We start from the raw sequence: 21,964 nt of genomic DNA, 5'->3' as shown, positions 1-21,964 counted from the left end.
ATCCTATGCTTCGGGCGCTCTCGGGTCGCGCGCAACCCGCAATTCTACCTTGTGGTCACGCCGGTCGTCGCGCAGCATGATGGTCCAATCCGGACAGGGTTGGCCGTCCAGCAGCATTTCTTCGGGTCCTTCGGTGGCGCGCACCGTGATCTCGTAGAAGGCGCCGCGATGACGGTAGCGCAGGCCGAAGCCCTCCCAGCCCGGCGCCAGGCGCGGCCTCAATGTCAGCGCATCGCCGTGGCGCTCCAGGCCCAGCAGCGCTTCGACGAACAGCAACCAGGTCCACGCCGCCGCAGGAGTAGCGACACCGCCGATGGCGCGGCCGGCATGCGGGGCGATCGTGCGCAGGCCGCCGCTCATCAGGTAAGGCGGTCCGTCGTCATGCGCCGTCGGGTCGAGCATGCGCGCCAGCTGCCATGCGTGGCCGGCGTCGCCCAGCCGTGCGAGTCCGGCCGCGGCCCAGGCGGTGGCGCGGTGGTCCTGGCCTGGGCTCGACGGCACCCGTTCGCTCCATTCGCCATCCACCGGCGGATCGCAGCGCGGCAGAGCGCCGCCCGTGCGCAGGCGCCGCACCGCCGCGCGCAGCGCCTGCGGGCCTTGCGCCGCCCCGGCCTCCAGCGCCCAGCACTGGGTCGACAGCTCGACGCGGCAGGCCGCATTGGCGATCGAGCCGAGGGCTGTGCTGCTGTCCAGCCAGGTCCAGCGGTACCAGTCGCCGTCCCAGCCGTGCTCCTCGCACTGCGCGCCCAGCGCCAGCGCCGCGCCGCGGCAGGTGGTGGCGAAACCGAAGTCGCCGCGCCGGTCGGCCACCTCGGCGAAGCGCTGCAGCACGGCCACCATGAAGAAGCCCAGGCGCACGCTCTCGACGCGACCGGCCACCCCTTCCTCATGCAGGCGCCCCGCCGCCGGCGGCAGGCCGCGCGGCCCGAAGCGCAGGCAACCGCGCAGGCCGTGCACGCAGTGCTGGTACAGATCGTCACGTTCCGACAGGCGCACGGCCAGCAGCGCATGGTCGTCCGTCACTGCGAGATAGCGCGTCAGCGCATAGGGCAGCCACAGGAAGTCCTCGACATGGGCCCCCGTCGTGAACGCGGGCGCGGCGCGCAGCAAGGCCTCGCGCAGCAGTTCGGGGCGGGCGTGGACGCAGGCCAGGGCCGACTGCAGGCGCAGCGCCGGATCGCGCTCGCCCATCATGGCGCCGATCGCCTGCCAGGGCAGCCAGGCGTTGACGCGCAGGTCGAACCCGGGGTCGGGCGTGTGCACGGTGAGGGCGCCGAGCGTGCCATCCCACCAGTCGCGCAGGCGCTGCCATGCGGCGGCGGCGGCCTGCGCCGTGCCATGGCGCTGCACGACCGCGCTGGCGTCCAGGCTCCCGGGACCGGCCACGCCGAGCACGAAGACCAGTTCGCACTCGGCGCCCGGCGCCAACGTGACGCCGACCTGCAACGCGGCGCACGGGTCGAAACCGGCGCCGGCAATGCCCGACAACCCGGCGCGCCCCAACGCCGCCGGGCGTGCGATGGCCCCGGAACGGCCGATGAATTCCTGGCGGTCGCAGGTCACGGCGACCTGCTCGGCGTCGACGTGGAAGAACGCGACCTTGTCATGGAAACCCGCGCCGAAGACGTTGCGCGCCAACAGCGCGCCGCTGGCGAGATCGCGTCCGGTCACCACCTGCAGACCGGGCGGCGCGTGGCGCTCGTCCAGCAGCCACTCCACATACCCCGTCGCGTTCAGGCGGCGCGGCGCATCGCTGTCGTTGCGCAGGCGCAGCACGCTGTACTTGAGCGGCGCGTCCTGGGCCACGAAGCAGCGCAGCTCGGAATGGATGCCGTGGACAAGGTGTTCGAACACGCTGTAGCCGATGCCATGGCGCGTCGTGTACGTCTCTGATGACGGCGCCGGCCACGGCGTCGGCGACCAGACGTCGCCACTGTCCTCGTCGCGCAGGTAAAAGGCTTCGCCGCCCTGCGGCGCGACTTCGTCTTCTCCCCCTGCGGTCAGGCGCGTGGCGCGCTCGCCGCTCCAGCTGACGGCATGGCCGCGCTCCGAGACGATGCTGCCGAAGGCGTCGTTGGCCAGCAGGTTGATCCACGGCGCCGCAGGCGCGGCGATGCCGGCGCCGCTGCGCACCACGACCTCGCGGCCGTCCGGCAAGGCCTCGGTCGCGGGCGAAGGCGGATTCGCCGCGGTCCATGCCTGCGCCGGCGTGGCGGCGACGAACGGCGCCGCCGCCGCGCTGCCCGCGCGCTCGGCGCGGCGCAGCTGGTCGGCCAGGTCGCCGCGCTCCCCGGAGAGCAGCACGCTGGCGGCGGAGCGCAGCAGGATGCGGTCTTCATGCGGCACGTCTTCCTTCAGGTGCAGGTGCAGTCCGCCGGGCTGGTCGAAGCTGGACGGATCGACCAGCGGCGCCGCCAGGTGCATCAGGGCTTCGCGCGCCGCGCGGCTGTCGCACAGGACCAGCAAGTCGACCGCCAGGCCGTGGCCGCGCCAATAACCGTGGGCCTGCAGCAGCTGGCGCGCGAGGCCGGTGTCCGGCCCCTCGCCCAGTTGCAGCAACAGCAGCGGCAAGTCGCCCGTGACGCCATACGCCTGCAAGTCGGCCCGCCCGCGCAGATTGCGCGCGATGACGGCGGGATCGGCGCGCAGCGCCGGCGCGGGCTGCAGCAGGCAGCCGGCCAGGCGGTTGATCAGCTGGGCGTCGGCTTCGCCGATCTCGGCGCGGCGCAGCTCGGCCTGGGCCAGGGTCCAGGCGGCCTCGATCGCGTGGTCGACCTCGTGAGCGACCCCATAGCGCGCCGCCAGCTCGCGCGCCAGCGCGCGGCTGGAGGCGGCGCCGAGCACCAGGTCGACCGTGATCTCCTGCTGCGGCGCCAGGGTCACGCTGCGCCGCAGCGCCAGCAGCGCCTCGTCGGGCTCCGGGTCCAGGCCGGGCAGCGCGCCGCCCTGGCTCACCGCCTGCGGCCGGCACAGCTCATGGCCGCGCCCGATGAAGCGCGCGCGATTCGTTTCCACGCTCGGCTGCCCCGCCGTCTCGCGCACCGTCATGCGATGCACGAGCACGGGCGCGCTTGGTGCGGTCAAGCACAGCAGGCTGTCGGCGCTCGCGTCGAACTCGATGCGGATGCTGCTGCGGCCGCCTTCTTCCAGCGGCGGCCCGGCCAGCGCCACGCAGCCGGTCAGCTCCAGGGTGAGCGTCTCAGACGCGCGATTGACGATGCGGATGCGGCGCAGCTCGACGTCGTCGCCCGGGGCCACCACCGCGTCAGTGCGCATCTCGATGCCGTGGTCCATGCGGCGCAGGCTGGCCCGCCCTTCGGCCAGCACCGCCTCGACCTCGTCGGGCGCCGGCGCGCCGGGCAGCAGGACGTTGGCCCAGGTGGCGCCGGATGCCGTGTCGCGCACGTGAAGCGCCGGGCCGCTCTCGCCGGCCCCTACTCGCGTCAGTACGGTTCCCTCCCAGCAGCTGGCGCCGGCGCCCGCGCTGTCGACGACCACGTGATAGCGGCCGTTCGACAGCAGCTGGACTTCCGGCAGCGGCGAAGCGTCCGGCTGGAGCACGCGCGCGTAGGGGCGGGCCGCCGCGACGCCGTCGAGCGCCACGCCGGCATCGATGCGCAGGGGCGGCTCGGCGCCGGCCGCCGGCGCCGCCTCTTGCAGCAGGCCGAGCGCGGCGCGCAGTTCGGGATCGCGCGCGAAGCGGCGCTGCATCGGTTCGCCCTGCAGGTGGCGCGCCAGCGCCAGCAGGATCGTGGCCTGGTGGCGCGCGAGCTGGGCCCGCACCACCGCCTGGCGTTCGCCTTGCGGCAGGCGCGCTGGCGCATAATCGAGCGCCTCGTGGAAGCCGGTCTCGCCCAGCAGGCCTTGCTCCGCCATGCGGCGCAGGTTGGCCGCCGCCAGCGCCGGCGCCGCGCTGAGCGCCAGCGCCACGCCATGGGGCGCGGCGACCAGGTCGTCGGCCGCCCTCCGCCGCAGGGCCGCGGCGTCGATGCCGAAGCGCCCGATGCGGTAGCGCGCCGCCGCGTCGACCGCGTTGCAGCCCGATTCCGTATAGCCCCACAGCAGCCCGCGGCCCTTGGCGTGGGCCACCTGCAGGCGCGCCACAGCCCGGCCGGCGTCGTCCAGCAAGGTGTCGCGCCACGACGGCATCACGAGCTGCGGCGCCAGATAGTCCGCCAGCGCGCCCGCGCGCGACAGCAGCAGCGCGCCTGCCCCCGTCATGCGCAAGGGACGGCCGAGCGACCACCAGTGCTGCTGCGGCAGCTGGTCCTGGGCGACGGCGGCGAAGCTGGCCATGCGCGCCTCGGACGCCAGCAGGTCGCAGCTGTCGCCGTCCAGGCGCCCCCCGCGTCCCTCGCGCACTTGACAGCCCGTGGCCAGCAGGCCGGTGGACGGGTCGACCAGCGCGCCGAAATCCACGCGCGCCGCGTCCCGCGCCTGCGCGGCCAGGCGCGCGATGCTCTCCATGCGTTCGCGCGCGCAGTCGCGCCCCTGTGCGACCAGCTGGGCCAGGCCCTCGTTGTCGCCTGGCGGTTCGAGCGCGGCCAGCTCGCGCAAGGTCGGGATGCGGGTCAGGCCGGCATCGAGCACGTATTCCTGCGCCGCGCGGGTCCAGGGCGTGAGCGCATGCAGGTCGTCCAGCTGCGCCGCGCATTGCCGCGCCAGGCGCGCCGTCCAGGCGCGCAGCGCGGGGTCGGCGGGGTTTGCTTTTTCCGGCAGGCCGGCGTCCAGCTCGGCCGCCCTGGCCGCGACCGTGCGCAGGCAGTCGGCCAGGCCCGGCAGGGTATCGGTGGCGCGGCAGCGGCCCGGCGCCAGCGCGTCGCCCAGCGCGTCCAGCGCCGGCAGCAGGCCGGGCGGCGCATGCTCGCGCACCACCAATAGCGTGACGCGGATGCCGTCCAGCGCGGCGGCGTCAACGATCGGCCGGTCCGGCACTTCATCGAGGCCGGCGGCGAAGGTGCGCAGCGCCAGCGCCAGGCCCCCGCTGGCCGCGGTGTCGACACGGGCCGGTTCGAGCGGAGCGAGCGTGACGCCGTCATACCATTGGAAGGGGTGGCCATGCCAGCGCTCCAGCAAGGCCATCGACGCCAACGCCTGCTCGCTGCGCGCGAGCAGGCCGCCCAGCGGCAGATAGCCGAAGTCGCGCGCGCTCAGGGTCGCCAGCAGGGTCGCGCCCATGCCGGCGGGCGACACGCGCTCGTCGACGGTCGGTTCGGAATGGTCGAACACGGCTTCCGGCGCCAGGCCGTGCCGGCCCGCGCCGTGCTGTTCGAAGAAGGCCCAGCTGCGGCGCGCCAGCGTGCGCAGGAACAGCGTCTGCCCCTTCGCCAGGCGCATGCCGCGCCGCGCCGGCTGGCTGACCCACCAGGCCAGCACCGGCGACAGGAACCACACCAGCAGCAGCGGCGCGGTCGCGAACAGGGCGTAGGGGTTGGCGAAGGTCAGGAGCACCGCGACGCCGACCGCCAGCAACGGCGCGAACCACATCGTGCGCCAGTTGTTCTCCAGCGCGCTGCTTGGTCGCGCCAGCGCTGGAGGACGCAGCTCGAGCAGCTTGCGGCGGCTCACGTCGCGCCGCCACAGGCCGCGCACGACCGCGTCGGCGTCAAGCCAGGCCCGGTGCGGCAGGAAGGCTAGCGCCAGCGCGGCGCGCACCAGGGCCGCGCGCGCGCCGCGCGTCCAGGCGTCCAGGTGCTGGCGCAGCGGCGCGTCGACCGCGCGGCCGGCCAGCGTGGCCAGCATGTCGAGCAGCGCCGGCAGCCAGAGCGGCGCCAGGATGGCCACGGTCCAGAACACGGGCGCGGCCAGCAGGCTCCAGCACAACACGAGCAGCGCGATCGACGCCGGCGCGGCTAGGCTCCCGGCCAATGCGTCGAACAGGCGCCGGCGCACCCGCGCGGCGCGCAGGCGCTCGGCGCCGCGCCCGAGGCGGCGCGCTTCCTGCCAGGCGGCGCGCAAGGCGCGATGGCGGCGCAGCGCGTGTTCGCCATAACTGCCCGGATGCGCGGCATCCAGCCGCAGGTCGCTCACGCGCGCGGCGCGCAGGCGGTCTTCCTCGACCGCGCCGGGTTGCGCCCGCCCCTCGTCGCGCAGCTCGAGACCCATCGCGCGGCGCCAGGCATCGACGTCATAGATCGCGGCCCAGCCGTGGCCACCGTCGGGCCACAGGCGCTGGTAGCGCACGGCGTCCCGGCCCGGCAAGGCGGTCGTGATTTGCGGCAGCAGCATGGCATGGCCTTCCAGCACCCGCCCCGCTTCGTCCTGCAGCGCCCGGTGCAGCGGGTGCGCCATCGCCGCCACCAGGCCGCGCGCGGCGTCGCGCGGCAGGCCGGTATCGGCGTCGAGCGCGATCACATAGCGCATCTCGGCCGCGGCGCCGAGATTGCCGGCCGCGTGCGCGAAGCGGTCGCGCATGCCGCACAGCCAGGCATTCAGGTCGGTCAGCTGGCCGCGCCGCCGTTCGCGGCCGATCCAGGCCTGCTGGTCTTCGCTCCAGGCGCGCGCACGCGCCAGCAGCATGAAGGGGCCGTCTCGTTCGCCGCCGTGCTTGCGGTTGAGCGCCTCGATCGCGGCGCCCGCCTGGGCCAACAGGGCGGCGTCCAGAGGCAGCGTCGCTTCAGGCGCGTCGGGCAGGTCGAGCAGCAGGCAGAAGCGCAGGCGCGGATCGCGGTTGCCGAGGTAGCGCACTTCGAGGTCTTCGCACAGCGCCGCGAGCTGCGCGGCGTCGGCCGGCTGCGCCGACACGGCCACCAGCGTGCGTGCATCGTCAGGAATGCCGGCCGCCACATCGATGCGCGGCGTGGCCTGGGGCCGGACCAGCCAGCGCCCGGCCATGCCCATCAGGGTGCGCGCCAGGGCGCCGGCAACCGGCAGCGCCAGGATGCCCATCAGGACCAGCAGCAGCGACCCGGCCCCGCCCTGCCAGGCATGGACCAGGCCCGCGCCCGTGAACAGCAGGGCCAGCGCCGCCGTGGCGCCCGTCTGCATGCCGGGGGAAGCGCCCTGCAATGCGGCGCGAACGCGCGGCGCCCATCCGCGCCGTCCGCGCAGCCTGGCCTCGAGCGTCGCCAGGCCAGGGCCGGCCAGGTAGTGGCCCACGTGGCGGATGCGCATATCGAGCCCGCCCTCGCCCGGCGCGCGATGGACGCCGGCCAGCGCGATCGCTTCTTGCGCCACCGCGGCTTCGCTCACGCCGAGGGAATGCGCCAGGCGCGCGACCGTGTGGCGGTAGCGGTCGCGCGTGGCGCCGTCCATGCGCGCATAACTGCCGTCAGGATCGTCGCGCAGCAGCGCGTCGACCACGCCCAGGCGCTCGGCGAAGGCGCGCCAGTCGACGCCGCCCAGCGCGCGCAGGCTGGCCAGGGCGTTGCCGGCGGCGACGGCGTCCTGCGCCTGGCTGCTCCTCTCGTCCTGCGTCAGCCCGGCGATGCTGCCCTGGCCATCGGCCAGGCGCGCATCGATCCAGTCCAGTACCTGGGCCAGCGGCGCGCCGCGGCCCTGCAGGCGGCGCGCCAGTTCGACGATGAAAGCGCCGTTGTCCGCGTCTGCGCTGCGCGCCATGTCGGCGAACAGCAGCACCAGGTCGCCCGGGCGGGCCTCGGCGGTGTCGAGGAAGCGCGCGGCCCAGGCGGCGGCGCGCTCGCGGCCGGCGCAGGCATGCGCGGTGCGCGCGGCCAGCGCGGCCAGCCGGTCGATCAGCGCGAGACGCAGCAGCGCGGGCAGCGCATCGAGTTCTGCGACGCGCAACGGCGCGTGTTCCTGGCCCGCGGTGAGGACGCGCGCCAGTTCTTCGATGTCGACGACGCCATCGGCGCGCGCCACCGTATCGAGCGCCAGGCCCCAGGCGCGCGCGGCGCCGTCCTGGGCGGCGATCTGCCGCGATTGCGCGCGCGCCAGCCGCAGCTGGGTGTCGAGCAGGTGGTAGCCGTCGAGCAGGCGCGCGCCGGCGGGAGGCAGGTCGATCCCGGCGCGCATGGCGCGGTCGAGCGTTTCGCAGGAACGAACGATGCCCTCCGCATTCGCGGCCAGCAGCGGCACGGAGGCGGCGGCGGCGGCGCCATGTGGCGCATGCTGCCCCGCGGGCATCTTGTCGTTCTCAACTTTCAACGGGAACCTCGGGACGGAGGCGTGCGCGGCGGACCGCCGGAGGACGGGACACCCTAAGGTAATCAGGGCAAGAAACCAGACAAACGATGCTGGGCGCGCACGGCTGACTCCATGCTAGGGAAAGGTACGAAAAGTTACCGTGCGCTGGCGTACACACCGCCTGCCGAGCCGGCAGGCGGCCGGGGAATCATCAGACGGCGAGCGCGAAACCGCCGGCCAGCGAGCAGGCGCGCGGATGGCCCAGCGCGCGCAGGGTGCGCGCGGCGCGGGCGCTGCGGGCGCCGCTGCGGCACACGAACAGCAAGGGACGGGCCTCGGCGCCCAGCCAGGCGGCGGCATGTTCCTTCACGCTCGCCAGCGGCACGTTGAGCGCCGTGCGGCCATGCAGTTCCACCTGGCCGGCGACGCAGTGCTCGCGCGCATCGCGCACGTCGACCACGATGGCGTCGGGATGGGCCGCCAGCCAGCCGCGGGCCGCGACGGCGTCGAGCTCCATGCCCGCGTCCAGCGCGGCGTCAGGCGGCGGCGCATCGGGCGCCGCCGCCGGCGCCGGCGGCATTGCCAGCGCCGCCCCGCAGCGCGCGATCCGTTCGCAGGCCAGCGCCAGCACGGCGTCGTCCAGCAGCGGCCCGATCGACAGGCGCACCGCCGACGCGCTGCGCCAAGCCGGCAAGCCCATCGCGTCGAGCACATGGCTCGGCGCCGCCTTCGACGCGGCGCAGGCCGAGCCGGCGCTGACGCGCATGCCGGCGGCATCGAACAGGTCGAGCAACTCGGCGCTGGCGACGCCCGGGATCGAGAAATTGAGCGTGGTCGGCAAGGTGTGCGCCAGCGGCGCGTTGAACACGATGCCGGGAAAGGCGCGGGTCAAGGCCTCGGCCAGGCGCGCGCGGCAGGCTTGCAGCGCCTCGGCGGCATGGAAGGTGTCGCCGCGCTCCAGCGCTTCCAGCACCGCGCCCAGCGCCGCGATGCCGGCCATGTTCTCGGTGCCCGAGCGCCCATTGTCTTCCTGGCCGCCGCCGCAGATCAGCGGCGTGAACGGCGCGCCTTCGCGCACGTACAGCATGCCGATGCCCTTCGGCGCATGCAGCTTGTGGCCCGAGAACGGCGCGTAGTCGATGCGGCTGGCGCCCAGGTTCAAGGGCAGCTTGCCGAGCGCCTGCACGCAGTCGACCATCCACAGCGCCGGGCTGGCCGTTTCGATCAGCGCCGCCGCGATGCCGTCCAGGTCGGACACCACGCCGGTCTCGTTGTTGGCGGCCATGGTGCAGACAAAGGCGAGGCGCGGCGCCAGCGCGCGCAGCACGTCCAGGCGATGGCGGCCGTCGGCGTCGACCGGCAGCACGCGCAGTTCGAGGCCCGTGCCCAGCAGCCGGTTCCAGTGCGCCAGGCTTTCGGACACCGCCTTGTGCTCGGTGGCGCCAATCAGCACCACGTCCCCGCATGCTTCGCCGCGCGCGCGCCGTTCGCGCACCGCGCACAGCGCCGACAGCGCCGCGGTCTGGATGCCTTCGGTGGCGCCGCTGTTGAACATCAGCCGTCCGTTCGGGGCGCCCAGCACCCGCCGTGCGCAGGCGCGCGCGCCCTCGCGCAGCGCCCGGGCGCGCAGGCCGCTCGCATGGCTGCTGCTCGGATTACCGAAGCACTCCTGCAGCGCGGCCATGGCGGCAGCGGCGGCGGCAGGCAGCACCGGCGAAGTCGCGTTGGCGTCGAGGTAGATTTCGGTGATCATGGATTAGCTGCCAAAGACATAAAAAAAGGTGTCGCACAACACGTTATTGTCCAGTAATATGGTACGGAATTACGCCAATCGAAACGTCCCAAATTTCTCGATTTGTGGGCTGTTAATAGAATAATTATTCTTATAAACACGCTTTACGGAATATGAACTCACTCGACAAGTTTGATTGTGCGATTCTCGCCGCCTTGCAGGCGGATGCAACCCTTTCCATCTCGGGTCTGAGCGAAAAGGTCGGCCTTTCCAGCACGCCCTGCTGGAAACGCGTCAAGCGCCTCGAAGAAGAAGGCTATATCGAAAGCCGCGTCAGCATCGTCAACCGCGAAAAGGTCGGCCTGCCGGTCACCGTGTTCGTCAGCATCAAGACCACCGAGCACGACGAGAAATGGCTGGCGCGCTTCGCCGCCGCCGTGGTCGCCCTGCCCGAAGTGCTGGAATTCCATCGCATGAGCGGCGACGTCGACTACCTGCTCAAGGTCGTCACCACCGACATCGCCGGCTACGACCGCTTCTATAAAAAGCTGATCAAGGCCGCGCGCCTGACCGGCGTGTCGTCCGCGTTTTCGATGGAACAGATCAAGTCGACCACCGCCCTGCCGCTCGAGCTGATCTCGCACGGCGTGCCGGCCTGAGGTCGCTCCGAATCCTTACGCCGGGTCTTTACGCTGTCGCTTAACGCTTTCGCCGGCCGTGCGAATCGTGCGATGATGGCGGCCGTTGACATCAACGGAGACCAAGGGAATGCGATCGAAAATTAGGATGGCGCCGCTGGCGCTGGCGGCGTTAATAGCGTTGATCGGCACTCAGGCAACCGCCGCGGAGCAAATCGTGAAGATCGGCGTGAGCGGCCCGCTGTCGGGTTCCAACGCCTTCGCCGGCAAGGACAATGAGAACGGCGTGCGCCTCGCCATCGAGGAACTCAACGCGCAGAAGATCCAGGTGGGCGGCAATGTGCTGCGCTTCGTGCTGCAGTCCGAAGACGATGCGGGCGACCCGAAACAGGGCGTGACGGTGGCCCAGAAATTCGCCGATTCCGGCGTCAAGTACGTGCTCGGCCCGTACAACTCGGGCGTGGCGATTCCCGCTTCGCGCGTCTACAACGACAACGGCATCCTGATGTCGACCGTCGGCACCAATCCCAAGATCACGGCCGCCGGCTACCCGACGGTGTTCCGCATCGTGGCCAGCGACACCCAGGTGGGCGCCTCGGTCGCCGGCTATGCCGCCAAGGAGCTCAAGGTCAAGAACGTCGGCGTGATCGACGACCGCACCGCGTTCGGCCAGGGCATCGCGATGGAGTTCAAGCGCCAAGCGCAAAAGGCCGGCATCAAGGTCGCGGGCCACGAATTCACCAACGACAAGGCGAGCGACTTCGCCGCCATCCTGACCTCGCTGCGCGCCAAGAAGGTGGACGCGATCTTCTTCGGCGGCTACGCCCCGCAAGGCGCCCCGATGGCGCGCCAGATGAAGCAGTTGGGCCTGAACGTGCCGCTGCTTGGCGGCGACACCCTGTGCAGCCCAGAGATGGCCCGGCTGGGCGGCGAGGCGGTCGGCGAGAACGTGCGCTGCGCGCAGGCCGGCGCCATCGTCGCCAAGCAGCCGGGCGGCCCGGCCTTCCTGGCCAGCTACAAGAAGCGCTTCGGCCGCGATCCGGACGTCTACGCGCCGTCGTTCTACGACCAGACCAGGTTCATCGCCCAGGCGATCCAGCAGGCGAAGTCGGTCGACGCCAGGCAGGTCGGCGCCGCGATGCACGCGATCAGCTACCAGGGCGTGGTCGGCGCTTACGGCTACGACGCCAAGGGCAACCTCAAGAAGACGGCGGTGACGGTGTACACCTTCAAGAACGGCGCGTTGACGCCACTGGCCAGCTACTGACCCAACAAGGAAAAAAAATGAGAGAGAACTTCAGGCTCGGCGCGCTGGCGATTGGCGCCCTGCTCGCCTGCGCATCCGTCCAGGCCGCGCCGGCGCCCGACACCGCGCCCGCCAAGCAGAAGGTCGCCACGACCGAAGCCGGCAAGGCGATCAACAAGCTGGTCGACGAATACTACGAGGCCTATGCCCGCTTCGAGCCGGTGTGGGCGACCGAGAGCGGCGACGGCCGCTTCTTCGACCAGCTCGGCCTGTCGATCGCGCCGAAGAACCGCGACGCGCAGTTTGCGCTGTACCGCGGCTACCTGAAGCGCCTGGCATCGATCCCGCGCGAGCGCCTGAATGCGCACGAGCAGGCCAGCTACGACATCGTCAAGTTCGAGCTCGAGACCGCGCTGCGCCTGGGCGCCTTCCCCGAGCACCTGCTGCCGATGGACCAGATGTTCAATATGCCGGCCTTCATCGCGAACTACGCCGGCGGCGAAGGCGCGCAGCCGTTCGCCACGCCGAAGGACTATCGCAATTACCTGAACCGCCTCGACCAGATGGTCGCCTACATCGACCAGTCGATCGCGAACATGCGCGAAGGCGTCAAGCGCGGCATCGTGCATCCGCGCCAGCCGATCCAGTCGCTGCTGCCGCAGCTCAAGCAGCTGCAGGCCAAGAGCGCGGAAGCCAGCATCTTCTACACCCCGATCAAGAAGCTGCCGGAAGGCTTCTCGGCCGCCGACAAGCGCAACCTGCTTGACGCCTATCGCACGACGATCGGCAAGCTCAATCCGGCCCTGGATCGCCTGGCCAGCTATGTCGAGAAGGACTACCTGCCGAAGACCCGCACCACGGCCGGCTGGAACGCGCTGCCGAACGGCGCCGAGTGGTACAAGGCGCGCGTGGCGGCGATGACCACCACCGCCATGACGCCCGAGCAGATCCACGCGATCGGCCTGAAGGAAGTGGCGCGCATCCAGGGCGAATACGGCAAGATCGGGCCGAAGATGGGCTACGACGGCCCGGCCGCCGGCCTGCCGAAGTGGGTGTCCGAGCAACCGAAGTACAAGCCGTTCACCACGGACCAGCAGGTGATCGAGGTGTTCCAGAAGCTGGACACGCAAGTGCGCGCCAAGCTGCCGGCCCTGTTCACCCTGATGCCGAAGGCGCCGCTGGAAGTGCGGCTGGAGCCGGAACTGACGCGCGAGACCGCATCGGACCATTATTCGGCGCCGGCGGCGGACGGCTCGCGTCCGGGCGTGTTCTGGTCGGTCGTGAACGACCCGACCAAGTACGGCCGCACCGGCATGGTCACCCTGTACCTGCACGAAGGCCAGCCGGGCCACCACTTCCACATCGCCCTGCTGCAGGAACTGGGCCTGCCGAACTTCCGCAAGTTCGGCGGCAACACCGCCTTCACCGAAGGCTGGGCGCTGTATGCCGAGACCCTGGGCAAGGAGATGGGCCTGTTCGAGAAACCGGAAGACTATTTCGGCCACCTGAACGACGAGATGCTGCGCGCCGCGCGCCTGGTGGTCGACACCGGCATGCACAGCAAGGGCTGGAGCCGCGACCAGGCGATCAAGTATTTCCGCGACACGCTGGGTTACTCGGAGCTGGAAGCGCGCGCCCAGATCGAGCGCTATATGGTGATGCCGGGCCAGGCGCTGGCGTACAAGATCGGTTCGCTGAAGATCATGGAACTGCGCCAGCGTGCGCAGGCGGCGCTGGGCGACAAGTTCAGCCTGCCGAAATTCCACGAGGTCGTGCTGGACGAAGGCACCTTGCCGCTGGCGGTGCTGGAGGCGAAGGTCGATCGCTGGATCGCGGCGTCGAAGTAAGACGCGGACCGTAGGGTGGACGGGAGACCCGTCCACGCCACGCGATTCACGTGTCAGCGATGCGATCGCGATTCCGCAGTTAGCGCATGATCATGAAGACCGGATAGCGGTTCCACTCCGGCTCGCGATAACGCGCGCAGTTGGCGTAGATGAAGTCGAGCACCGCTTCCTGGCTGCTCAACAAGCCGGGATTGGCAGCCTTCCACTCGGCGAACTTCGCCGCCAGCTCGGGCTCCTCCGCCAGCAGTTTCTCCGCCTCGTCCTCGAACACATAATCCGAGTAATGCTCCTTCTTCTCCAGCACGCTGTTGAAGAAGCCCCAGCGGAAGAAGCTGTCGTGGGCCAGCGGCTCGAGCGTCTCGACCGCGTAGCGCGCCCGGTCCTGGTCCAGCGGCACGATGTAGTCGCCGGCGCGCAGCAAGACCTGGCCGACGCGCCGCTCCAGCGCCACCTCGTCATGGAATAGATGGCCTTCGTAGGCCGACGGGCGCGAGGTCACCGACTGAATCTGGTAGTACGTCACTTCCTGCAGGCGATCCGCCTCGATGCGCTCCATGCGCACGCCATTCCATTCCAGGCGCTCGATCGCCTCGCACCACTGCTGCGGCACCACATAGGCTTGCGGCGCCGGCACCGCGACATCGACCGGGAAGCTGTTGTAATAAGCGATGTCGCGTTCCCACGGGCTGCTGCGGTCGTAGTACAGGCGGGTGTAGTCGCCGATGACGCTCTTCTTGTACCTGGCCTCGTAACCCTTGAAGCGGAAGCTCGCCGGATTGGCTTCGTCCATCTTCCAGCGCACCGGCCACGCGTCTTGCTTGCGGCCTTCCTCGCGCGCCGCGCGGCGCAGCGCCTGGATGCGGTCGGCGTTCTTGACGGTGAACTCGAGCGCCACTTCGACCAGCGCCACCATCGACTCGTAGCGGTCCTTGAACGGCTTGAGCATGTGCGTCTCGGGCATGAAGCCGATCGTGTGGTGCAGCGCCGCGTAGCCGGTCGAGAAGCGCGCCGTCTCGAGGAATTCGGCGATGCCGTGGTCCGGGCTGTCCTTGACCGGGTTCACGTAGGGGCAGGTCGGCCAGCCGCGCGCATCCATGCCGGCATACATCGCCGGCAGCATCTCGGCGCGCAGGAATTCGCCCAGGCCGCCGCCCAGCTTGTCGGCCTGGGTGTGGATCAGGGTCATCGTGTAGCTGTAGTCGGCGCCGTTGGAGGTGTGGGTGTCGACCATCACGTCCGGATCCCAGCGCATGAACAGTTGATTGAATGTGCGCGCCGTCAGGGTGTCGCACTTGACGAAGTCGCGGTTCAGGTCGAGGTGGCGGCTGTTGCCGCGAAAGCCGAACTGCTCCGGGCCGTCCTGGTTCACGCGCGAGGTGTCGGCGCGGTTGAAGCTGCCGTCCACGTTGTACAGCGGGACGAACAGGAATACGGTCTTGCCCAGCGCACTCAGACGCCCAGGCTCGACGCAGAAGTCGCGCACGATCGCCATGCAGCCGTCGACGCCTTCCGGCTCGCCCGGGTGGATGCCGTTGTTGTTAAAAAAGACCGGACGGCCGGCGCGCTTGATCGCATCGACGTCGAACACGCCGTCGCTGCTGACCACGCCCGCATGGATCGGCACGCCCGCATCCGACACGCCAACTTTCTCGAAGCGCAGCACCGCAGGGAACCGGCGCGCGAGGTCTTCGTACCAGGCGATGCATTCGCCCCAGGTGGTGGTCTGGTTCAGGTTGCCCTTCTCGTAGGGCGTCAGCAATTCAGTGGACATGGATCTTATCGTTGTGAGGTGGATGCTTCGGAAATCGTCGCCGGCACAGGTGGGGTTTGCGCCTGGGCCGGCAGGTTGAGCGGCAGCGCGATCGCGACGTCGGTGCCTTCGCCCGGGCTGGATCGCACCTCGATCGTGCCGTGCAGCGCATAGGCGCGCTCGCGCATGCCGATGATGCCGATGCCTTCCGAGGCGCTGGCGGTGTCGAAGCCGGCGCCGTCGTCAACCACGCGGATGCGCAGCATGCCCTTGCCTTCGTCCAGCAGCAGGCTGACGTGGGCCGAGCGCGCGGCGGCGTGCTTCATCACGTTGGACAGGGCTTCCTGCACGATGCGGTAGGCGGAAATCGCCAGCTCGTTCGACAGGCGCGCGAAGTCGCCCTCGCTGTGCAGGTCGAAGCGGCAGCCGGACGTGGTGTCGTAGTGGCGCACCATCTCTTCCACCGCGCCGTGCAGGCCCAGCATGTCGAGCACCTCGGGACGCAGGCGGCGCACCAGGCGCCGGCCGTTGGCGTACAGGTCGAGCGCCAGCTTGGTGATGGCCTCGGACTTGCGGCGGATCTCGTCGACTTCGGGCCCTGGCGGCGCCTTGGCCGCCAGCAGGCCGATCGACTGCGCTTCCAGCCGCGCCGCGATCAGGGAAGCATTGAGCTCGTCGTGGATCTCGACCGCGATGCTCTTGCGCTCGTCCTCGATGATCTCGTTGACCTTCTGGATCAGCTTGCGCTTGTCGGCGTCGGCGCGCAGCGCCTCGTTGCGCGAGGCCAGCAGGTCGCGCGTGCGCTCGGCCACCTTGTTCTCGAGGTCGCGCTTGGATTCTTCCAGCGCCAGCGACATCTCGCCGATCGAGGCCTGCAGCTCGCCGATCTCGCCGCCGGTGGTGACCGGCGGATGCACACGGAAGTTGCCGCCCCGGATCTGGCGCAAGGTGCCGATCGCCTCGCGCAGCGGCACGATCAGCGAGCGCGCCAGCACCCAGGCCAGGATGCCGCTTGCGGCCAGCGCCAGCGCCGCCATCGACAGCTCGATCTGGAAGCGGTCGGTCTGCTTGGCCATCATGTTCGCCGGCGACATCGTCACCCGCACCCAGCCGACGACTTCGGTGGTGAGCGTGGGCGGGCGTGAGTCGCTCGATGCCGACACGTGCGGCGTGCCGTTGTCCGAGAACAGGTTGATCCACACCACCTGCTTGCGGATCGGCGCCTCGTAGAAATGGGCCTGGGCGTCGCTGGCCGAATCGGACACCACGCGCACCGCGGCGCGTCCGCTGCCGTCGATCACGTCGACCTTGTAGATGCTGCGGTCGGACTGCACCAGGCCGTTGATGGTCAGGCGCAGGTCGGACAGGTTGCCCGAGATGACGTTGTATTCGGACGTCTCGGCCAGCGCGCGCGCCAGGATGCGTCCGCGCTCGGCCAGCTCCTCGGCCACCTGGGCGCGGTGCGCATACCAGGAATACCAGACGAAGGAGGTGAACAGCAGGATCACGGGCAGCATGGTGATGACGGCCATGCGCCGTCCGACCCCCCAGCCGCGCCAGAAACGCAGGTTCATTGCAAGGCCGGCGCGCGCCGCGCGAAGTTGCGGGCGGCGTCGGTCACGCGCAGGTCGAGCGAACTGGCCACCCCTTCGTTGATGATGGTGCGGAAGTAGCGCGGGAACTGCGGCGGATCGAGTTCGCCGGTGCGCACGAAGTCGGCGGCCAGCTCGGCCACCTGGGCGTTGATCTCCTCGATCTCGGAATACGTGGTGGCCAGCGCGCCGACCTTGACCATGTCGGCCGAGAAACCGATCACGCCCTGCTTGCGGCGGTAGGTCGAGAGCAGGATATTGCGCACGTTCTCGGCGTTGTAGATGTCGCTGTCGGGCAGCGCCAGCAGGGTCTCGGCGCGCGTCATGCTGTTGAGTGTGTGATTCAGGTCGTCGCCCGGCGCGTACATCTGGATCTCGGTGGCCTCGTGCAGCGCCGGCTTCAGGAAGGCGGTGTCGGGGCCGAGCAGCACGCCGACCCGCACCGGGCGGCCGTACAGCAGTTCGGCCAGGCGCATCTGGTCGTTCGGCGCCGGCTCGGCATAGATCGCGGTCATGGCCATGCGGCGCGGCTTGGGCAGGCGCGCGGTGAGCGTACGCCACACCTGGCTCGAGGTATAGGCCGAGATCACCACGCAATCGCAGCGGCGCGACAGCGCGTCGCGCAGCGCGGTCGGGCCGATCGCCACGTACAACATGCGGCGCTTCTGCGCCAGCTCGGTGCGGAAGGCCGCGAAGGTGGGCACCAGGCGCTTGTACAGGTCGTCGGCGATGCGGTGGGTGACGGCGCTGTCGTCGCCGGTCAGGATCTGGAAGCGGTAGCCCTGCGCTTCTTCGCGTTCGCGCTCCGCCTGCTGGGCGGCGTGGACGCTGCCGGCCGACAGCGCCAGCATGAAGGCAAGGGCCAGCAGCGGCGCCAGCGCGGGGGCGCGCCTGCGCTGGTGGGGCATGCGGCGCGGGAGGATGGCCATCGCGTCAGGGCTCGATCAGGCCGTGCTTGACCGCCAGCAGGGTGATGCTGGCCTGGCGGTGCACGCCCAGCTTTTCCTTGATCGACTGGCTGATGTTGCTGATGGTCTTGGTCGACAGGTCGAGGCGCTCCGCGATCTCGGCATTGGTCATGCCCTCGGCCATCAGCTTGAAGATTTCCAGTCCGCGCTCGTCGAGCTGCGACTGCGGCGTGACTTCGCCGCGCACCGCCATGCTGGCCAGGCGCGACGCGATATGCGGCAGGAAGTACAGCTTGCCCTCGTGGGCATGGCGCACCGCGGTGGCCAGGTCGGCCGGGTCGCAATCCTTGGTGACGAAGGCGTGGGCGCCGAGGCGGTAGGTTTCCTTGATCAGGCTGTCCTGGTCAAACTGGCTCAGGAAGACGATCTTGGCCGCCGGGTCGGACTTGAGGATGGCCTGGGCCGCGTCCATGCCGGTCAGCTCGGTGCCGAAGCGCATGTCGAGCACGGCGACGTCGGGGTGCTCGGCGGCGTACAGCGCGGTCGCCTCGCTCGGGGTCTTGGCCTGCCCCACCACCTGCATGCCCGCCGCTTCCAGCGACATGGCGAAACCGGTCATGACGATCGGGTGATCATCCGCGAGCATGACGCGGATGGGTTTGTTCTGTTCTGCCAATTTGATTCTCCTGGCGCGTGGCCGGTGTGCGTTGCCAGTGTCTGGCGTTGCGTTGGCCGGGCGAAAAGCCACGGCACAGTTGGGAATTATTTCATACAACGGGCGGGGAAGCGAATGGAAAGGCGGGGAGATTTTGTGCGCTCCGGTCCGTATTTTTGAGGCGCTTCCTTTCGCTGGACGCGCGGATGGCGAAGTCGTCCACCCTACGGATGGGCTTGCTTGGTACGTTGGCGCACACACAACCAGAAACAAATTTACTAGATTATGGATTTGCAAATTGCTAGGACATAGCATATATTGATTCCAACGAGCTGTAGATATGCATTCTTCCAAGGTAGTAAACCTGGCCATCCCGAGGGGTCCCAGGACGAATAAAGGAGGTTGCCATGCATTTTTCTGACATCAATCAAGGCGCCGGCGGCAAGGCCGGCAAATTCGCCCTGGTGGCCGGCCTGCACGTGCTGGTGGCGATGGGCGTCATCAGCACGATGAACGCCAAGTCGATCTCGCTGCCCGCCATGCTCGAAGACAAGCTGGTGTGGATCCAGCCCGAGGTTCCTCCGCCTGCCCCGCCGCCGGAGCCACCGAAACCCGTCGCCAAGGCCGCACCGCCCGACATCGTGGTGCCAGAGGTGGAAGTCGAAGTGCCTGCGCCGCCGCTCGAGCAGGTGATGGAGGCAAGCACGGAACCAGCGCCTGAACCGGCCCAGCAAACCCAGTCCGAGGCTCCGCCGCAGCCCGCCGCCGCGCCGTCGTCGAACAGCGGCCAGATGCGCAGCGCCGTGCTGGCCGACGCCAACGGCTGCGCCAAACCAGACTATCCGGTGCGCGCTGCGCGCAATGGCGAGACCGGGACCGTGACCCTGGCGCTGCTGGTCGGGGCCGATGGCCGGGTGCAGGACTCGCGCATCCAGTCTTCCAGCGGCTCGCGTGAACTCGATCGCGCCGCCGTGCACGCCCTGAGCCTGTGCAAATTCCAGCCGGCGATGAACGGCGGCACAGCCGAAGCCGGATGGGCGCAGCTCGCCTACGTCTGGACACTCGAGTAAGCCCCTTTTCCTCTTGCAGCCCGCCCCTCTTCATCTGGCGGGCTTTTTTTCGCCCGGCTTTTTCGTTCCTTTGACAGGTGCATCGACGCCTGCGCGGGCGACATCCGCTCACAACAACAATGGAGAGAGAACACATGGATGCAACGAGCGCAGCAATACCGGCGATACGTCTCACCGGGTTCATGCACGCCCTTGCCGGCTGCCTGGGACTGGCCGTCCTGGTCATCCTGGGCTGGATGGCGTTGACGCGACAGGCACCGCCCGAGCCAAAGGCGGAGATCGCGGCCGGCAGCTGGAACGCCCGCGTGCAGGAGCACATGCGGGTGCTCGCGGCCAGGCCGCGTTCGATCGCGACCGAAGGCAATGCCCAGGCGCGCGCATACCTGGCGGCGCAGCTGCGGGCGATGGGCCTGGCGCCGGCAGTGCAGCGCGCCACGGTGCGCAAATCGGTCGTCTACTACTTCGGCGCCATCCACAACACGGTCGGCGTCGTCCATAACGTCGTCGCCAGGATTCCCGGCAGCGCGCCGGATGCGGGCCGCCGCCCGGCGCTGCTGCTCACCGCGCACTACGACAGCGGCAACGCTGGGCGCGATGCCACGCGCGGCGCCGCTACCATGGCGGCCCTGCTCGAAACGGCGCGCTTCTTGCGCGCCGCGCCGCCCGCCAACGACGTCGTGCTGCTGTTCGCCGACGGCCACCACGTCGGCGCGCTGGGCGCCAAGGGCTTCGTCGAACAGCATCCGCTGGCCCCGAACATCGGCCTGGCGCTCAAGTTCGATCCTGCCGGCGACGCGGGGCTGCGCATGGTCGAGACCAGCGGCGCGGGCGGCGCCGCGCTGGCCGGCTGGATGCGCGCCGCGCCCGAGCTGCGCGGCTCTTCGCTCGAGACGACCCTGGCGCGCATGCTGAACGACGCGCCGCACGTCGGTCCGCTGGCGGCGCTCGATACGCCGGTGCTGCTGTTCGCCGGCGGCGAAGCCGATCCGCGGCAGCTGGGCGACGCGATGCTGCGCCTGGCGCAAGCCTACGGCGACACGCCGCTCACGCGCGGGACGCAGACGGCCGCCGCGTATTTTTCGCTGCCCGTCGTGGGCCTGGTGCAGCACGCGGCCTGGCTCGCCTGGGCGCCGACGATCCTGTCCTGCCTGATGCTGGGGTTCGCCTGGCGCCGCCTGTTCGGCGCGGACGGCGCGGTCGAGGCGGCGCAAGGCGTATTCGGCGTGTGCTTCCTGCTGCTCGTGGTGCGCGTCGGCAGCTGGACCTGGCGCGAAGAGGTGGCCGCCGCCGGCCTTGCGGGCGAGCAGCGCCTGCCGCTGGTGGTGTTGGTCGTGGCAAGCTGCGTCTTTGTCGCCGGGCTGTATCTGTTCCGGCGCAGCGTCGGCGCCGCGGCGATGGTGCTCGGCGCGCTGGCCTGGCCCGCGCTGACGCTGCTGCTGGTCGTCTTCTTCTTGCCCGGCGCCGCCTACGTGCTGGCCTGGCCGCTGGCGGCGGCGCTCGCCGCCTTCCTGGTATTGCAGTCGCGCTGGGGCCAGCGCCAGGCCTTCGCCGCGCGCCTGCTGGTGCTGGTGGCGGGGCTGGCGCCGGCCGCCGCGCTGTTTCCGTCTGCGCTGCGCGATGCCTGGCTGCTGCTCGCGCCGCACCACATGTACCTGCCGCCGATGCTGATGGCGCTGCCGATGCTGTGCTTCGCCTGCCTGCTGCTGGTGCTGCGCATGGCGCCGGCCGTCGCCGCCGCGCTGGCGCTGCTGGCCGCAAGCTGCTTCGCCCTGCCAGGACAGGCGGCGCCGCGCATCGCGCTGCCGCCCGCATCCGATGGCCTCGAACGCCTGGTCTACTACAAGGACGCGAATACCTGGCGCGCTTACTGGCTGCTGCCGGAGCAGCCGCTCGACGACTGGCGCAGCCAGCTGTTCCTGGGGCGCCAGCCGACCATCTTCGTCGAAGTCTTCGGCTGGAACAGCCCGCGCCAGTGGTATGCCGAGGCGCCGCGCGAGGACGCGATTGCCTTCCCGGAATGCTTCGCCCTGCTCAACACCGTCGGCAAGGTGCGGCGCGGCACGTTCACTGTGCGTTCAAAAAACCGCGCGCCGCACATCGAGCTACGCATGTCGGGCGCCAAGGCGCTGCGCTCGCGGCTCGACGGCGTGCCACTTACGTCGAAGGAGGCGCCGTGGATGCTGTCGCTGTACGGGATGGAAGACCGGGTGCTGCACTTCGAGATCGAGAGCGCGCCGGACGAGATTTTCGCGATCACGGTGCAGGAGCGCATGCCCGGCGTGCCTCGGCATCTGTTACCGTCGCGCGAGCAAGGCGCCCCGTATTTACGGGAACAATCGGGAATGACGATGTCGACCGATATCCTGCGATTTTATTGAGAACTTGTCATAGAATGTTCCGCGCACGCCACGAACGTGCCCTTCCCGATCAACTCAAGTCGC

General features: G+C 70.0%; 11 protein-coding genes. 5 read left to right on the top strand and 6 right to left on the bottom strand.

What is annotated here, in order from left to right; genetic code table 11:
- Nucleotides 1-3: 3 nt before the first annotated feature.
- Together ABIB42_RS20405 and ABIB42_RS20400 are read right to left on the bottom strand one after the other, a co-directional pair.
- On the bottom strand, nucleotides 4-8,106 hold the full coding sequence (locus ABIB42_RS20405; protein ID WP_429248902.1) for a GH36-type glycosyl hydrolase domain-containing protein: 8,103 nt from the start codon (nucleotides 8,104-8,106) through the stop codon (nucleotides 4-6).
- A gap of 190 nt (nucleotides 8,107-8,296) precedes the next feature.
- On the bottom strand, nucleotides 8,297-9,838 hold the full coding sequence (locus ABIB42_RS20400; protein ID WP_429248901.1) for an aminotransferase class V-fold PLP-dependent enzyme: 1,542 nt from the start codon (nucleotides 9,836-9,838) through the stop codon (nucleotides 8,297-8,299).
- Between the two features lie 152 nt (nucleotides 9,839-9,990).
- Between ABIB42_RS20400 and ABIB42_RS20395 the strand changes: the two genes are divergently transcribed.
- The 3 genes from ABIB42_RS20395 to ABIB42_RS20385 all read left to right on the top strand — a co-directional run bounded on the left by ABIB42_RS20395 (nucleotide 9,991) and on the right by ABIB42_RS20385 (nucleotide 13,548).
- A complete protein-coding gene (locus tag ABIB42_RS20395; protein WP_005663596.1) occupies nucleotides 9,991-10,476 on the top strand; it encodes an Lrp/AsnC family transcriptional regulator in 486 nt (161 codons plus the stop codon).
- A 109-nt stretch (nucleotides 10,477-10,585) separates the two neighbouring features.
- The gene (locus ABIB42_RS20390) at nucleotides 10,586-11,722 is read left to right on the top strand and encodes a branched-chain amino acid ABC transporter substrate-binding protein (RefSeq protein ID WP_219862112.1); all 1,137 of its coding nucleotides are present in this window, start codon (nucleotides 10,586-10,588) and stop codon (nucleotides 11,720-11,722) included.
- 17 nt (nucleotides 11,723-11,739) lie between these two features.
- Nucleotides 11,740-13,548: a DUF885 domain-containing protein gene (locus ABIB42_RS20385; protein ID WP_071360770.1), complete on the top strand. Its 1,809-nt coding sequence runs from the start codon at nucleotides 11,740-11,742 to the stop codon at nucleotides 13,546-13,548.
- 79 nt (nucleotides 13,549-13,627) lie between these two features.
- On the opposite strand, the gene ABIB42_RS20380 is transcribed toward ABIB42_RS20385, so the two are convergent.
- Genes ABIB42_RS20380 through ABIB42_RS20365 form a run of 4 tightly spaced genes read right to left on the bottom strand, consistent with a single transcriptional unit; the run spans nucleotide 13,628 to nucleotide 18,474 of the window.
- A complete protein-coding gene (locus ABIB42_RS20380) occupies nucleotides 13,628-15,319 on the bottom strand; it encodes a M14 family zinc carboxypeptidase (RefSeq protein WP_429248900.1) in 1,692 nt (563 codons plus the stop codon).
- A gap of 5 nt (nucleotides 15,320-15,324) precedes the next feature.
- Nucleotides 15,325-16,872: a sensor histidine kinase gene (locus ABIB42_RS20375; protein WP_219862107.1), complete on the bottom strand. Its 1,548-nt coding sequence runs from the start codon at nucleotides 16,870-16,872 to the stop codon at nucleotides 15,325-15,327.
- Nucleotides 16,869-17,819, bottom strand: coding sequence for a hypothetical protein (locus tag ABIB42_RS20370; RefSeq protein WP_429248899.1), 951 nt, complete (start codon nucleotides 17,817-17,819; stop codon nucleotides 16,869-16,871). The genes ABIB42_RS20375 and ABIB42_RS20370 overlap by 4 nt, the downstream gene beginning before the upstream one ends.
- Before the next feature lie 4 nt (nucleotides 17,820-17,823).
- The gene (locus tag ABIB42_RS20365; protein ID WP_005663603.1) at nucleotides 17,824-18,474 is read right to left on the bottom strand and encodes a response regulator; all 651 of its coding nucleotides are present in this window, start codon (nucleotides 18,472-18,474) and stop codon (nucleotides 17,824-17,826) included.
- A 386-nt stretch (nucleotides 18,475-18,860) separates the two neighbouring features.
- Between ABIB42_RS20365 and ABIB42_RS20360 the strand changes: the two genes are divergently transcribed.
- Both ABIB42_RS20360 and ABIB42_RS20355 read left to right on the top strand, forming a co-directional pair.
- A complete protein-coding gene (locus ABIB42_RS20360; protein WP_071360773.1) occupies nucleotides 18,861-19,523 on the top strand; it encodes an energy transducer TonB in 663 nt (220 codons plus the stop codon).
- A gap of 134 nt (nucleotides 19,524-19,657) precedes the next feature.
- Entirely contained in the window at nucleotides 19,658-21,901 is a 2,244-nt protein-coding gene (locus tag ABIB42_RS20355) for a M28 family peptidase (RefSeq protein ID WP_429248898.1), read from the top strand.
- Nucleotides 21,902-21,964: the final 63 nt, after the last annotated feature.

This window comes from Massilia sp. UYP32 (genome assembly GCF_050434365.1).
Taxonomy (GTDB): Bacteria; Pseudomonadota; Gammaproteobacteria; order Burkholderiales; family Burkholderiaceae_D; genus Telluria; species Telluria timonae.
Note: the sequence above shows the minus strand (reverse complement) of the source record. Positions and strands in the feature narration are given on the sequence as shown.